This is a genomic window from Phocaeicola vulgatus ATCC 8482, assembly GCF_000012825.1.
In the GTDB taxonomy this organism is placed as follows: Bacteria; Bacteroidota; Bacteroidia; order Bacteroidales; family Bacteroidaceae; genus Phocaeicola; species Phocaeicola vulgatus.
In genome coordinates, this window is record NC_009614.1 from 1,341,576 (window position 1) to 1,357,347 (window position 15,772).

Below are 15,772 nucleotides of genomic sequence, written 5' to 3' on the forward strand. Positions count from 1 at the left end.
CACAAGCCATGCCGTTTTCCTCAGGAAGAAGCGGCATGGTCTTTAAACTATCAACAGATGAAAAAACTATTACCATTGTGGATGTTCTTGCCAATATTCCTTGTTTTAGCCGCTTGTTCTGACAACAGCGAAGATATAGACCGCTATTATGCAACTGTAAGTACTCCGAAAGTAACTACAACCACACCCACCTCGTTGACCGTCACCGCATCGGTTACAGGTGATCTGAACCAAATAGTCAAGAAAGGCTTCTGTTACAGTGCAGCAGCTTCCGTACCGACTATCAAAGACCACGTGGTGGATGCCGATGAGAATTTCAGTGCCTCCCTCTCAACCTTGACCTCCGGTACCTCCTACTATATCCGTGCATACGTCTACTGTGACAGCCGTTATGTCTATTCAGAGGTGGTCACGGCCACCACAGAAAGCTTAAGCTTAGACGATGAACTCAAGAATTACGTGGCCCCCACCTACTCCGATGACTATACCTCGATAAGTGACTGGAGCAAACGCTCTCAATGGAATCTTGCCAACGTACACGACCCCTCGGTTGTATTGGCCGAAGATGGTTATTATTACATGTATCAGACGGATGCTTCATACGGCAACGTCCACACCGCAGGCGGCCACTTCCACGGTCGTCGCTCCAAGGACCTTGTCAACTGGGAATACCTCGGCGGTACAATGAAGAACCTGCCCGAATGGGTAGTGCCCAAGCTCAATGAAATACGAAAAGAAATGGGACTTGCCGAAATCAATCCTAATGTTAATGACTTCGGCTATTGGGCTCCCGTAGTACGCAAGGTAAAGAACGGCCTCTATCGCATGTACTATTCCATTGTCTGCCCCGGCACACTCAACGGTGCCAACACCTGGTCGGAGCGCGCCTTTATCGGCCTGATGGAAAACAACGATCCCTCCAACAACGACGGATGGGTAGACAAAGGCTACGTCATCACCAATGCTTCCGACAAAGGACTTAACTTCAACGTGAAGCCGGATGATTGGGCCAATTGCTATTATAAATGGAATGCCATCGACCCCTCTTATGTCATCACGCCCGAAGGCGAGCACTGGTTGGTCTACGGTTCATGGCATAGCGGCATAGCCGCTCTCAAGCTCAATAGCGAAACAGGCAAGCCTGCCGAAACTTTGGGCCAACCTTGGGCTACAGGCCAAGCACCTGCCGAGTATGGTCAGTTGATCGCCACCCGCCAGACAGGTAACCGCTGGCAAGCCAGTGAAGGTCCCGAAGTCATTTACCGCGATGGCTACTACTACCTCTTCCTTGCCTACGACGCTCTCGACGTGCCCTATAACACCCGTGTGGTCCGCTCGAAAAGCATCACCGGTCCCTACGTGGGCATTGACGGCAAAGACGTGACCGCCGGTGCCGATGCACTGCCCATAGTGACTCATCCCTATAAGTTCAGCAAAGGCTACGGCTGGGTAGGCATCGCCCACTGCGCTATCTTCGACGATGGCAAAGACAACTGGTTCTACGCCTCACAAGGCCGTCTGCCTAAGGATGTTCCGGGCATCAACGCCAGCAACGCCATCATGATGGGGCACGTACGCAGCATCCGCTGGACGAAAGACGGTTGGCCTCTCGTAATGCCTGAACGCTACGGAGCCGTTCCCAAGGTAGCCATCACCGAAGAAGAATTGCCCGGCAATTGGGAACACATCGACCTTACATACAAATATGGAGAGCAGAGAACTTCAGCAACAATGACTCTCGCCGCCGACCACACTATCACCGAAGGTATCTGGAAAGGCAGTACGTGGAGCTATGATGCCGCCCAACAGATTCTGACTGTCAACGGAGTGGAACTTTATCTGCAACGCGAAACCGACTGGGAAGCCAGTCCGCGCACCCATACCATCGTCTATGCCGGCTATGCCAACAACAAGACGTATTGGGGAAAGAAGTCCAAATAAACATTCCCGCTCCGCACGCAAACTTCATATAGAAACACCACCACTGCCCCGTAAAACAACACCAAGGTTTATGAGGCAGTGGTCCTGTTTTACAAATCAATAGCAGAGATTAAAGATCATAAACAGAAACAAGAGAAACCTATTTCATGAAAAGGAAAAAGAGTTAGGTTCCCTAATCTCCATACAAAAAATCATCATTCTGTTCTTTTACATTCAAAGACAACCTACTTTTATTTATTACCATAAATCTCTATCCTTTAAACCAACAAACACCATTTGTAGACAAGCAGAGGACATCAGCATCAGATTTTTTGTTAATTATTAGCCAAATACACACTTTAATTTATAACTTTGCAATTCTAATAGAATGAATTATGGAAAATAAACTAACCATTTACAATACATTAAGCCGTCAAAAGGAACTTTTCGTTCCCTTGCATGCCCCTCATGTAGGTATGTATGTATGCGGTCCTACCGTATATGGCGATGCCCATTTAGGACACGCACGCCCCGCCATCACGTTCGATATCCTGTTCCGTTATCTTACCCATCTGGGATACAAGGTACGTTATGTCCGTAACATTACCGATGTCGGTCATCTGGAACACGATGCAGACGAAGGCGAAGATAAAATCGCCAAAAAGGCCCGTCTGGAGCAACTGGAACCCATGGAAGTAGTGCAATATTACCTCAATCGCTACCACAAGGCAATGGAAGCCTTGAATGTACTTCCACCCAGTATCGAGCCACATGCATCAGGCCATATCATTGAACAGATAGAACTGGTAGAAGAAATTCTGAAAAACGGCTATGCTTATGAAAGTGAAGGTTCCGTTTATTTCGATGTAGCAAAATACAACAAAGACCATCATTACGGCAAACTGTCCGGCCGCAACCTGGACGATGTGCTGAACACCACCCGCGAGCTGGACGGTCAAAGCGAGAAGCGCAATCCTGCCGATTTCGCCCTGTGGAAATGTGCACAACCCGAACATATCATGCGCTGGCCCAGCCCGTGGAGTAACGGATTCCCCGGTTGGCATTGTGAATGTACCGCAATGGGTAAGAAATACCTGGGCGAGCATTTCGATATTCATGGAGGGGGAATGGACTTAATTTTCCCACACCACGAATGTGAAATCGCACAAAGCGTGGCTTCACAAGGAGATGACATGGTTCACTATTGGATGCACAACAACATGATTACCATTAATGGACAGAAGATGGGAAAATCATACGGCAACTTCATTAACTTGGATGAGTTCTTCCACGGTACCCACAAGTTACTGACCCAAGCCTACAGCCCCATGACCATCCGTTTCTTCATCCTTCAGGCACATTACCGCAGTACAGTGGACTTCAGTAACGAAGCATTACAAGCAGCCGAAAAAGGATTGGAACGGCTGACAGAAGCTGTGAAAGGTCTTGAACGCATCACTCCGGCAACACAAACCACCGGCATAGAGGGGGTAAAAGACTTGCGTGAAAAGTGTTATACAGCCATGAATGATGACTTGAACTCACCGATTGTCATTGCCCATCTGTTTGACGGCGCCCGTATGATTAATACGGTTCTGGACAAGAAAGCCACTATTTCCGCAGAAGATCTGGAAGAACTGAAAAGTATGTTCCATCTCTTTATGTACGAAATCCTGGGTCTGAAAGAAGAAGCCGCCAATAACGAGGCACATGAAGAGGCATACGGCAAAGTAGTAGATATGCTGCTGGAACAACGTATGAAAGCCAAAGCCAATAAAGACTGGGCTACAAGCGATAAAATCCGTGATGAGCTGGCCGCTCTTGGCTTTGAAGTGAAAGATACCAAAGACGGTTTCACATGGAAACTGAATAAATAGAATACATAGAGCGACACTATATTTTTCACCACAGACTATACAGATTCACACAGATTACCCACCTGACAATCAATGATTTAAGAAGCATCTGCGTTTATTTGTATAATCTGTGGTGAACCTTTCAGATAACCATCAAAACTGAAAAATCTCCCTTCGGATGGTAATACTTATTTTTAAATAACTATTTTTGCGGAAATTATACAAAACTGCTTATCACACCAATCCAATGCTAGCTGAGAATAAGATAACTTTAGCGTCCCTGTATAAGATTTTGTTTGAAGAAGAGCCACTGACACTCTCCGACCAATGTATGCAAAAATTGGAAGAGAGTTTCCATTTTCTGAAAACATTCTCCAACGACAAGATCATCTATGGCATCAATACCGGCTTTGGACCGATGGCCCAATACCGTATTGAAGATGAATCCTTGTCACAATTACAGTATAATATCATCCGCAGCCATGCCACCGGAGCAGGGCAACCCCTTCCGGAACTCTATGTCAAAGCTGCCATGATAGCGCGTCTCTATACTTTTCTGCAAGGAAAATCCGGCGTACATAAAGAACTGGCATTGCTCATTACCGAGTTTATCAACCGGGGGATTACTCCATACGTACCCGAACACGGCAGTGTAGGGGCCAGTGGCGATTTGGTACAGCTTGCCCATATCGCCCTCACCCTGATTGGAGAAGGAGAGGTCTTTTACCAAGGCAAGAAAAGAGATACGGCATCCGTTTTGGCGGAAAACGGATTGCAACCCTTCAAAATGCATATCCGCGAAGGGCTTTCAGTGACCAACGGCACTTCGGTAATGACAGGTATAGGCATTGTCAACCTGATTTATGCCCGCCAACTGATGCATTGGGCAGTAGGCGCATCGGTCATGATGAATGAAATTGCCGCCTCGTACGATGATTTCATGTCTGAACCGCTGAACGAAGCCAAACGGCATGAAGGACAGCAAGAGATAGCCCGCATGATGCGCCAATGGGTGGAAGGCAGCCAATGTGTACGCAAAAGAGAGAATGAACTTTACAACGGAAAACACGAAGAGAAAATCTTCACCCATAAGGTTCAACCCTATTATTCGTTGCGTTGCATTCCGCAGATTCTAGGACCGGTTTATGATGAATTGCTCAATGCCGAAAAAGTATTGATAAACGAAATAAATTCAGCCTGTGACAACCCGATAGTGGACCCCGACACGCAAAACGTGTATCATGGCGGTAACTTTCACGGAGATTACGTTTCTTTTGAAATGGATAAACTGAAAATAGCGGTCACCAAACTGGCCATGCTTGCCGAACGGCAGATCAATTACTTGTTTCACGACCGCATCAACGGCATTCTGCCCCCCTTTGTCAATATGGGAGTGCTGGGATTGAACTATGGTTTGCAGGCGTCACAATTTACCGCGACTTCTACCACAGCGGAGTGCCAGACTTTGTCCAATCCGATGTATGTGCATAGCATCCCCAACAACAATGACAATCAGGATATTGTAAGCATGGGAACCAATTCCGCACTGCTGGCAAAAACAGTCATAGAAAATGCTTATCAGGTGATGGCTATCCTGATGATGGGTATTGTACAAGCTGTAGACTGTTTGGAAATAGCCGGTCGGCTAAGCCCCCGGTCACAACAAGTATATAAAGAGATACGAGCATTTTTTCCTGTGTTCCGGGAAGATACGCCTAAATATAAAGAGATAGAAAGAATGATGGTATATCTTAAAAAAGGGAGGTTGCAAGAAAAATGAAATACGCACTAGTAACAGGAGGAAGCCGGGGCATCGGACGGGCTGTATGTCTGAAACTGGCCGAAATGGGATATCATATACTGATAAACTACCAAAACAACGATACGGAAGCCGAAGCCACCCTGCAACAGATACGGGAACAAGGCTCGGACGGCGAACTGATGAAATTTGACGTGACAGACGCAGTAGCCACACACGCCGCACTGAACGGCTGGATGGAGAAGCATCCCGATACCTACATTGAGGTACTGGTGAACAATGCCGGTATACGCCGTGACAACCTGATGCTGTGGATGGAACAGGATGAATGGAGCCGGGTGTTGGATATCAGCCTGAACGGTTTCTTCAACGTCACCCAACCCTTGCTGAAAAATATGCTGGTAAAGCGATTCGGACGTATCATCAACATCGTTTCCCTGTCGGGTATCAAAGGAATGCCGGGACAAACCAACTATTCGGCAGCCAAAGGCGGAATGATAGCCGCCACCAAAGCACTGGCACAGGAAGTGGCCAGAAAACACGTGACGGTGAACGCCGTAGCACCGGGATTTATCCGCACGGATATGACCAACGGCATTGATGAAAATGAATGGAAAAAACAGATACCGGCAGGACGGTTCGGCGAACCCGGAGAAGTAGCCGCACTGGTAGGCTTCCTGGCATCGGAACAAGCCTCCTATATCACCGGAGAAGTAATTTCCATCAATGGAGGAATCTATACATAAGCAGAAGATGAGAAGAGTAGTGATTACAGGCATGGGTATTTATTCGTGCATAGGCAAGAACCAAGATGAGGTGAAAGACTCTTTGTTCCAAGGGCGTTCAGGCATCGGCATCGATCCGGCACGTAAAGAGATGGGGTATTTTTCCGCATTGACAGGACTTGTCGAACGTCCTGATTTAAAGAAGTTATTGGACCGCAAAAAGAGGCATAGCCTCGCCGAACAGGGAGAATATGCCTATATGGCTACCTTGGAGGCATTCCGTCAGGCACAAATAGACGAGGAGTTTTTATTAAATCATGAAGTAGGCATATTGTATGGAAATGACAGTAGCGCCGCTCCGGTAATCGAGGCCATTGATGTCATTCGTGCCAAGAAGAATACGGCTATGGTGGGCTCCGGTTCTATCTTCCAGTCCATGAACTCTACGATTACCATGAACCTTTCGGTTATTTTCCATTTGAAGGGAATTAATTTTACCATATCGGGAGCTTGTGCCAGCGGTTCACACGCCATCGGCATGGCGTATATGCTTATCAAATCGGGACTTCAGGACTGCATTCTGTGCGGAGGAGCACAAGAGGTAAATCCTTACTCCGTGGGTAGTTTCGACGGATTGGGCGCGTTCTCCACCCGTGAGGACGAACCGGAAAAGGCATCGCGCCCCTTTGACAAGGGACGGGACGGTTTGGTACCCAGCGGAGGAGGCGCCAGCCTGGTACTCGAAAGTTATGAATCAGCCGTAAGGCGCGGAGCTACTATTCTGGCAGAAGTCATAGGATACGGTTTTTCATCCAACGGAGATCATATTTCCGTACCGAATGTGGACGGTCCCAGACGCTCTTTACAGATGGCAATCAACGATGCGGGCATTCCCTTGGAAGAAATCCAATATATCAATGCACACGCCACTTCCACCCCCGTGGGAGATTTGAATGAGGCAAAAGCCATAGCGGAAGTGTTCGGAAACCATCGGCCCTATGTCACATCCACCAAGTCACAAACCGGACATGAGATGTGGATGGCAGGCGCCAGTGAAGTCATTTATTCCATCTTGATGATGAATAACGGATTTATCGCTCCTAATCTCAATTTTGAAGAACCCGATGAAGCCTCTGCTCTGCTGAACATCCCCTCCCGGAGGATAGAAACGGAATTTGACACCTTCTTGTCCAACTCATTCGGATTCGGAGGAACCAATTCCTCACTGATTATCCGTAAATTTAAAGAAAACAATTAATTCAAACCAATATATAAATTTATGACCAACGAAGAAATCATCGAAAAGATCAGAACCACCCTGGCCGAAGAATTTGAGATTGATGTAGAACAGATCCAACCGGACGCACCCTTGATGCAAACCTTGGAATTGGATAGCCTTGACCTGGTGGATATGGTAGTACTGATTGACAAGAATTTCGGTTTCACCGTTACAGCCAAAGATTTTGCCGGTATCAAAACCTTCCAGGATTTCTATAATCTGGTAATTTCACATATGCAAAAAGAAGACTGATGTCCGAAACATGGAAAGGTAAGACAAGAGGAGGCACATTCGGATACATGTTCTTTATCTACATGATCCGCTGTCTGGGGATAACTGCGGCCTACGGCTTCCTGGCATTGGTCGTCCTCTACTTCATACCTTTCGCACCGAAAGCAACGGGCAATACTTGGAGTTACGCACGGAACAGGCTGAAATACGGACGGCTGAAATCCGTCGCACTGCTCCTGAAAAACTATTACCGGCTGGGACAAATATTGATTGACAAAGTGGCCATCGGCAACGGAATGACCGGCAAGTATCATTTCAAGTTTGAGAACTATCAGGCATTTTTAGACGTACTAAACGGAAACACCGGAGTAATTATGATTGGCGCCCATGTGGGCAACTGGGAAATAGGCGCTCCTTTCTTCGATGAATATGGCAAAAAGATCAATATCGTCATGTTTGATGCCGAACACAAGCGGATAAAGGAGATTTTGGAAAAGAACGCCTCTACGCGAGACTACAAAATAATTCCGGTGAATGAAGACAGCCTGACACATGTATTCCGCATCACGGAAGCGCTGGACCGCCGGGAGTATGTCTGCTTTCAGGGAGACCGCTATCTGAATAAAGAGAAATTACTCACGACTTCTTTCATGGGAAAAGAAGCCAAATTTCCGATGGGCCCTTTCCTGCTGGCTTCGAAGTTAAAAGTACCCGTCGTATTCTATTTTGCCATGCGTGAAGCCCAAAGAACGTATCGTTTCCATTTCTTTATAGCCGAGACAGTAGTACGGACGAAAGAGAAACGGGCCGAACAGGCATTATTGGAGCAATATACACAAACGCTGGAAAAGATTGTCCGGCAGTATCCGGAACAATGGTTCAATTACTACCCGTTCTGGACATAAAAATAAATCTGGTATGATGCATAAAAGATATACAAAAGAACAATGTACGGCTGCCGAAGCGCAAAGACTGGCACAAGAGATAGCTTTCGGTCCTGTGGTATTCCAAGTATCGCGCCTGATGTTGAAATTCGGAATTTTCCAATTATTGTCCGGCAAACGGGAAGGATATACGCTGCAAGAAATCAGCGGGCGGACCGGACTGACACGCTATGCGGCACAAGTATTACTGGAAGCATCGCTGACCATCGGAACCATCCTGTTGGAAGAAGACCGTTATGTACTGGCCAAGGCAGGCTGGTTTCTGCTGAACGATAAAATGGCTCGTGTCAATATGGAATTCAATCACGATGTGAACTATCAAGGATTGTTCCATCTGGAAGAAGCTCTTTTAAACGGGCGTCCGGAAGGATTGAAAGTATTCGGAGAATGGCCTACCATTTACGAAGGTCTGTCCCAATTGCCGGAACAGGTACAGAAAAGCTGGTTCGGCTTTGATCATTTCTATTCGGACCAGTCATTCGGCAAAGCATTGGAAATCGTGTTCAGCCATCACCCGAAACGCTTGCTCGATATTGGCGGGAATACCGGCAAATGGGCCACACAATGCGTACAATATAATAAGGAAGTGGAAGTAACCATCGTGGACCTGCCTCAACAACTGGAAATGATGAGAAAGCAAACGGCCGGTTTGTCCGGTAGTGAACGCATACACGGTCACGGCGCCAATCTGCTGGATCGGGACGTGCCCTTTCCCACGGGTTTTGACGCTGTATGGATGAGCCAGTTTCTGGACTGCTTCTCGGAAGAAGAAGTCATCAGCATCCTGACCCGTGTGGCACAATCCATCGGCAAAGACAGCAAAGTCTATATTATGGAAACATTATGGGATCGCCAACGGTATGAAACAGCATCTTATTGCCTGACACAAATCAGCCTCTACTTTACAGCAATGGCCAACGGCAACAGTAAGATGTTCCATTCGGATGACCTGATCCGCTGCATTGAAAATGCCGGATTGGAAGTGGAAGAAATTCAAGATAACATAGGACTGGGACACAGTATCCTGCAATGCAGACTGAAATGAGCAGCAAAGAAATCATCTGTCAGGGAGAAGAACTGTTCCGGCTGATTCCCCAACGCCCGCCCATGGTAATGATAGACCGCTTCTATGGGATAGAAGAAAATACATCCTGGTCAGGGCTGACCGTCACTACCGACAACCTGTTCTGCCGGGACGGTGTATTACAGGAAACGGGAATCATAGAGCACATCGCCCAGTCGGCGGCGGCACGTGTAGGTTATATCTATATGCTGCGGAAAGAACCTGTACCATTAGGTTTTATCGGTTCGGTAGAAAAGATGAAACTATTCCGTCTTCCTTCTGCCGGAGCGGAACTATATACCGGTATAACCATCGTTCAGGAAGTATTTGATATCACCCTGATTACCGCCGAGGTAAAAGAAAACGATGAATTGCTGGCCGAATGCCGGATGAAAATATATCTGAAGAAAGAATGAAACGAAAAACAAGTCCACATCAAGCGGCACTGACGGACCGGACCACCATCAAAGTCCGCTTCAGTGAGATAGATTCCATGCAGATAGTATGGCATGGAGAATATGTGCGTTATTTCGAAGACGGACGCGAAGCTTTCGGAAAGCGGTACGGTCTGGACTATATGAGCATCTACCGGGAAGGATATGTAGTTCCTATCGTAGACCTGACCTGCCAATTCAAACAACCGCTGTCTTTTGGCGAGGAAGCGATTGTCGAGACACGGTATATTCATAGTGATGCTGCCAAAATCCTTTTTGAATACACCATCTACCGGGCATCGGACCAAAACATTGTGGCAACAGGAACCACTACACAGGTATTTCTGAATACAAATAGAGAACTGGAACTGGTTAATCCTGCCTTTTACATAGAGTGGAAAAAGAAATGGAACATCATCTGACTACCTATATCACCCATGATACCCTGATCAGCGCGCTGGGTTTCGGCACACAGGAAAATCTGGAAGCCATCCGGAGCTATCACAGCGGTATCACCCTGCAGACGGACAAACGGATTGCGGACACTCCCCTATTGGCAGCCACTCTCTCGCAAGAGAGATTGCAACAACAGGCGGAAGCCATAGGAGTAAGTGGCTATCCCCGGATGGAACAACTGTTCATACTGACTATCAACGAACTCATCCGTCAGTCCGGACAAACTTTGGAAGACAAAACCTGCGGACTCATCCTCTCCACCACCAAAGGGAACATCGATTTACTGGCCCGTCATACGGAACATCCCGATGAAGCGGTCTTTCTTTGGAAAATGGCAGAAAACATTGCCGGTTATTTCCATGCCGAGGAACGGGTGCATGTCATTTCCAATGCCTGCATTTCAGGAGTGTCAGCCCTCATAGCAGGAAAACGCATGATAGAGAACGGTATCTACCGCCGGGTAATCGTAGCGGGAGGTGACCTTCTCTCTCATTTCATCACCAGCGGTTTCGGGTCTTTCCGGTCTCTCAGCTCCCGCCCATGCCGTCCGTATGACAGCAGCCGTGACGGATTGAACTTGGGAGAGGCCTGCGGAGCCGTATTGCTCAGTTCAGAAGGAACAGAAGAACATGTTATCCTTTCGGGAGGAGCCGTCAGTAACGATGCCAACCACATCTCCGGTCCTTCCCGCACGGGAGACGGACTCTATTTCGCCATCCGCCAAGCCATGCAGGAAGCAGGGACAGCCCCTCAGGATATCAGCTTTGTCAATGCACACGGCACAGCTACCGTATACAATGACGAAATGGAATCCAAAGCCCTCACACTGGCTCATCTGGAACAAGTGCCCGTCCATAGTTTGAAGCCCTATTTCGGCCATACCTTGGGAGCATCGGGAATCATTGAAAGCATTGTCTGTATGCACGAACTGAAACAAGGCATCCTGTTCGGCACTCCGGGTTACGAAACACCGGGAGTTCCTATGCCGATACCGGTCTATGCCACCCACCGGAGCATCCCGATGAAACATTGCGTAAAAACCGCTTCGGGATTCGGCGGATGCAACGCAGCCATTGTCTTATCTTTACCGGAATATACTCCGTTCAAGGATGAGGACAACACCTTGCCCGAAATCCGATGTACACGGGAGGTTCGTATTGAAAACAGTTCTGTCTTCATAAACAACGAACTTATTTTTCATTCCGAAGAACCGGATTTCGGCACATTTATACGTGATACCTATAAAAAAACAGGCGGAAACAACCTGAAATTCTATAAAATGGATGACCTTTGCAAATTGGGATATGTGGCCGCCGAATACTTGCTGGAAGGTAAGACATTCGCTCCACTGGAAATGGGGATGTTACTTGCCAATGCCGCTTCCTCTCTGCATACGGACATCAGACACCAGCAACTGATAGACCGGGAAGGAGACCAGGCAGCCAGTCCGGCTGTATTTGTTTACACACTACCCAATGTAGTGTCCGGCGAGATTTGCATCCGCCACAAGATACAAGGGGAAAACACCTTTTTCATCACTGAAGCCTATCAGCCGGAAAAACTGGAAAGATACGCACGTATAGTCATGCAAAAAGGGAAACTGAACTATTGCATCATCGGGTGGTGTGAATTATGGAAGAACACCTATAAAGCAGTATTTAAACTGATCGAAAAACAATAAAGAATATGGAAGAATTGATTGATAAACTGAAAGTTGAATTAATAGAAGCATTGAACCTGGAAGAAATCACTCCGGAGGACATTGACAGTGAAGCACCTTTATTCGGAGATGACGGACTGGGGCTTGACTCGATTGACGCGTTAGAGATTATCCTGATTCTGGAAAGGAATTATGGAATCAAGATAGAGAACCCTGCCAAAGGCAAAGAAATATTCTATTCGGTACGTACCCTGGCAGACTACATCACCGCCCATCAGAAATGAGGAAGATCTATGTCACCGGTCTGGGAGTGATTTCGGGCATAGGGAAAGGAGTGGAAGAAAATCTGGATTCCTTGAAAGCAGGCAAACACGGCATGGGGAAAATCACCCTTTTCCCCACCGCACTTGACGTACCCGTGTCCGAAGTAAAACAGAGCAATGAAGAATTAAAGAAACTCCTCTCCCTTCCATCCGGCAAAACGTATTCACGTACAGCCTTGCTAGGCTTGTTGGCTGCCCAAGAAGCAGCCCGTGATGCGGAACTCGATTTCACTTCTCCTCGTATCGGGCTCATTTCTTCCACCTCCATCGGAGGAATGGATGCAAGCGAGCGGTTTTATGCCTCTTTCCGGGAAGATAACCGAAAAGGGAGATTGCGTGACATTATCTCCCATGACTGTGGGGCCAGTACCGAAATGATAGCCGCTTATTTAGGAGTCAAAGGGACGGTGACCACCCTCAGCACCGCCTGTTCTTCCGCCGCAAATGCTATTATGTTAGGAGCACGCCTGATTCGACACGGTTATCTGGACACCGTCCTCGTAGGCGGAACGGATGCCTTATGCCGTTTCACGCTCAACGGTTTCAATTCACTGATGATACTGGACAAAGAGCACTGTCGTCCTTTCGACCGCACACGTGCCGGATTAAACCTGGGAGAAGGAGCCGGATACCTTGTTCTTCAATCTGAAAAATCCCTGATTAAAGCTCCTTATTGTGAACTCAGCGGTTACGCCAATGCCAATGAAGCCTACCACCAGACAGGAAGTTCCCCCGACGGAGACGGGCCTTTCCTTTCCATGAGTCAGGCCATAGCCTCTGCCGGGCTGACAGCCGGAGCCATAGACTATATCAATGTACATGGCACAGGCACTCCCAGCAACGACGCTTCCGAAGGGAAAGCCATCCGGCGTATCTTCGGAACCCGCATCCCTCCCTTCAGTTCGGTCAAAGCATTCATCGGGCACACCCTGGGAGCCTCGGAAGGAATAGAAGCCGTATATTCCGTACTCTCCATCCGTCACGGACTGATTTACCCTAGTCTGAACTTCCATCTGTCCGATGAAGAAAGCGGCCTCATCCCTGAAACGATTTTCCGGTCGGGACTTCCCATACGACATGTATTATCCAACTCCTTCGGATTTGGCGGCAACAACTCATCTCTCGTATTTTCCACTCTAACCCAATAGCGTATGTGCCCAGTATATATCAACCGTATCGCCTCTATCCATGCGGAAAGCAGCAATGAAAAGCCTTATTTCTCCGCACAGGAACCTGATTATAAAGAAATGATCACCAACGCCAATCTGCGGAGGCGCATGAGCCGCATGATCAAGATGGGAGTAGCCTGCGGACTGGAATGTCTGAAAGATATCCCGCCGGAAAAGGTAGATGCCATTATCACTGCTACGGGACTGGGTTGTCTGGCCGATACGGAAAAGTTTATGAACGCCTTGATGGACAACCGGGAACAGATGCTCAATCCCACCGCTTTCATTCAGTCCACCTTTAATACGGTGGGTGCACAGCTAGCTTTGCTACTCAAAATACATGCTTATAATGTTACGTATGTACACCGTGGTTTAAGTTTTGAAAGTGCTCTGATAGATGGCATCATGAGCATTGCCGAAGGCAAACAGCATGTACTGGCAGGTGCTATGGATGAAATAACCCCTACCAGCCATATCATTCAGCAGCGTTTAGGACTGTTGAAAGGAACGACAGCCGGTGAGGGAGCACAATTTTTCCTGTTAAGCGCACAAAAAGAGGAACAGACTTTTGCCGAACTGAAAGGGGTAGATACTTTTATCACCCGGATGAGTGCTCCGGAAATCAGTAACAGGATGCATCATTTTCTAAAATCTCACAGGCTTGCACCCGAAGACATTGACTGGTTTATCAGTGGCAAGAACGGGCAGGAAGCAACAGATGCCGTTTATACAGAGCTGGAACACAGTCTGTTCCCTCATGCCCTGCATAGCAGCTTTAAAGAACAATGCGGAGAATATCAGACTGCTTCATCCTATGCTCTCTGGATGGCGGCAAAAGCCTTGAAAGAAGAAGCTTCATCCCGTTACGCATTGATTTATAACCAATATCAAGGTATCAATCACTCAATCATCTTAATCAAGCGATGCACATCCTAGTTTCCGTAACCATCATAGTAAGCGTCATGGCCTATTAAAAAGATGCTTTTAAGATACTGAAAACAGGAATAATGCTTAACTTTATCCCTCATAAAATAAAAGTAGTAGAAATAATGAAGAAAATAACTGTTACGAATATTGATATATCCATATCTGTAAGACCTGATAATAATGATTATATCTGCCTGACAGACATGGCACATTTCAAAGACAGAGAACGTACTAACTACATTATACAAAACTGGATGCGTCTACGTAGTACGATTGATTTTCTAGGGTTATGGGAAAAACTAAATAATCCAAATTTTAAAGGCATCGAATTCGATGCTTTTAAAATGGAGAGTGGAACAAACAGTTTCACCCTAACCCCCAAACAATGGATAGAAAAAACTAAAGCAATAGGGATTATATCCAAGCCCGGGCGATATGGGGGAACTTTTGCCCATAAAGACATAGCTTTTGAATTCGGGACTTGGCTCAGCCCTGAATTTAAACTATATCTCATCAAAGAATACCAAAGACTTAAAGAAGCAGAATCACACCCTTTATTAAGTGAATGGAACGTAAAAAGAATACTTAGTAAAGTAAATTATTCCATACATACGGATGCAATCAAAGACTTTATTATACCTAAAGTAGAAGATTTCAATCAAAAACTTGTTTATGCCGATGAAGCTGATTTGTTAAATCTCGCATTATGGGGATGTACCGCAAGACAATGGCGTGAAGCAAATCCACAATACGCAGATAAGAATATCAATATCAGAGATGTAGCAAGCATAAATGAATTAGTCGTATTATCGAATATGGAATCCTTCAATGCAGAGTTAATCAAGCATAAGGTGGACAAGTCTAAAAGGTTTACTCATCTTCGGCAGATGGCCAAAGAGCAATTAGCACACTTGAATACGATTGATACCGAAAAAAAGTTCAGAATACTGACAGATAATGACAAACAATTAGAATAATCTCTACAAGATCATTTATTAAAGTATCACTCAATCATCTTAATCAAGC

15 protein-coding genes are annotated in these 15,772 nt (G+C 46.7%); all 15 read left to right on the forward strand.

Annotated features, from left to right (window positions below; genetic code table 11):
• Window positions 1–57: 57 nt before the first annotated feature.
• The 15 genes from BVU_RS05110 to BVU_RS05180 all read left to right on the forward strand — a co-directional run bounded on the left by BVU_RS05110 (window position 58) and on the right by BVU_RS05180 (window position 15,723).
• The gene (locus BVU_RS05110; RefSeq protein ID WP_005850207.1) at window positions 58–1,941 is read left to right on the forward strand and encodes an arabinan endo-1,5-alpha-L-arabinosidase; all 1,884 of its coding nucleotides are present in this window, start codon (window positions 58–60) and stop codon (window positions 1,939–1,941) included.
• Between the two features lie 374 nt (window positions 1,942–2,315).
• The gene (gene cysS, locus BVU_RS05115; RefSeq protein ID WP_011965001.1) at window positions 2,316–3,797 is read left to right on the forward strand and encodes a cysteine--tRNA ligase; all 1,482 of its coding nucleotides are present in this window, start codon (window positions 2,316–2,318) and stop codon (window positions 3,795–3,797) included.
• A 226-nt stretch (window positions 3,798–4,023) separates the two neighbouring features.
• Window positions 4,024–5,556, forward strand: coding sequence for an HAL/PAL/TAL family ammonia-lyase (locus BVU_RS05120; RefSeq protein ID WP_008781360.1), 1,533 nt, complete (start codon window positions 4,024–4,026; stop codon window positions 5,554–5,556).
• Window positions 5,553–6,281, forward strand: coding sequence for a 3-oxoacyl-ACP reductase FabG (fabG, locus tag BVU_RS05125; protein WP_011965002.1), 729 nt, complete (start codon window positions 5,553–5,555; stop codon window positions 6,279–6,281). Before BVU_RS05120 ends, fabG begins: the two co-directional genes overlap by 4 nt.
• 7 nt (window positions 6,282–6,288) lie before the next feature.
• Complete coding sequence (locus tag BVU_RS05130; RefSeq protein WP_011965003.1) at window positions 6,289–7,518, forward strand: beta-ketoacyl-[acyl-carrier-protein] synthase family protein; 1,230 nt, start codon at window positions 6,289–6,291, stop codon at window positions 7,516–7,518.
• A 21-nt stretch (window positions 7,519–7,539) separates the two neighbouring features.
• Entirely contained in the window at window positions 7,540–7,791 is a 252-nt protein-coding gene (locus BVU_RS05135) for an acyl carrier protein (RefSeq protein WP_005844349.1), read from the forward strand.
• Window positions 7,791–8,675 carry an acyltransferase gene (locus BVU_RS05140; RefSeq protein WP_011965004.1) on the forward strand — a complete coding sequence of 295 codons (885 nt, stop codon included), beginning with the start codon at window positions 7,791–7,793 and terminating at the stop codon, window positions 8,673–8,675. Before BVU_RS05135 ends, BVU_RS05140 begins: the two co-directional genes overlap by 1 nt.
• A gap of 13 nt (window positions 8,676–8,688) precedes the next feature.
• Complete coding sequence (locus BVU_RS05145) at window positions 8,689–9,759, forward strand: methyltransferase (RefSeq protein WP_011965005.1); 1,071 nt, start codon at window positions 8,689–8,691, stop codon at window positions 9,757–9,759.
• Window positions 9,756–10,193, forward strand: a complete 438-nt coding sequence (locus BVU_RS05150) for a hydroxymyristoyl-ACP dehydratase (protein WP_005844343.1) — start codon at window positions 9,756–9,758, stop codon at window positions 10,191–10,193. The genes BVU_RS05145 and BVU_RS05150 overlap by 4 nt, the downstream gene beginning before the upstream one ends.
• Window positions 10,190–10,633 carry an acyl-CoA thioesterase gene (locus BVU_RS05155; RefSeq protein WP_011965006.1) on the forward strand — a complete coding sequence of 148 codons (444 nt, stop codon included), beginning with the start codon at window positions 10,190–10,192 and terminating at the stop codon, window positions 10,631–10,633. Before BVU_RS05150 ends, BVU_RS05155 begins: the two co-directional genes overlap by 4 nt.
• Entirely contained in the window at window positions 10,618–12,348 is a 1,731-nt protein-coding gene (locus BVU_RS05160; protein ID WP_005844339.1) for a beta-ketoacyl synthase N-terminal-like domain-containing protein, read from the forward strand. Before BVU_RS05155 ends, BVU_RS05160 begins: the two co-directional genes overlap by 16 nt.
• Window positions 12,349–12,353: 5 nt before the next feature.
• Window positions 12,354–12,611 (forward strand): phosphopantetheine-binding protein, encoded by a 258-nt coding sequence (locus BVU_RS05165; RefSeq protein WP_005844336.1) that lies wholly within the window; start codon window positions 12,354–12,356, stop codon window positions 12,609–12,611.
• On the forward strand, window positions 12,608–13,798 hold the full coding sequence (locus BVU_RS05170; RefSeq protein ID WP_011965007.1) for a beta-ketoacyl-[acyl-carrier-protein] synthase family protein: 1,191 nt from the start codon (window positions 12,608–12,610) through the stop codon (window positions 13,796–13,798). Before BVU_RS05165 ends, BVU_RS05170 begins: the two co-directional genes overlap by 4 nt.
• A gap of 3 nt (window positions 13,799–13,801) precedes the next feature.
• Entirely contained in the window at window positions 13,802–14,755 is a 954-nt protein-coding gene (locus BVU_RS05175) for a beta-ketoacyl synthase chain length factor (RefSeq protein ID WP_041174414.1), read from the forward strand.
• Between the two features lie 113 nt (window positions 14,756–14,868).
• Window positions 14,869–15,723 (forward strand): KilA-N domain-containing protein, encoded by an 855-nt coding sequence (locus tag BVU_RS05180; RefSeq protein ID WP_008666646.1) that lies wholly within the window; start codon window positions 14,869–14,871, stop codon window positions 15,721–15,723.
• Window positions 15,724–15,772: the final 49 nt, after the last annotated feature.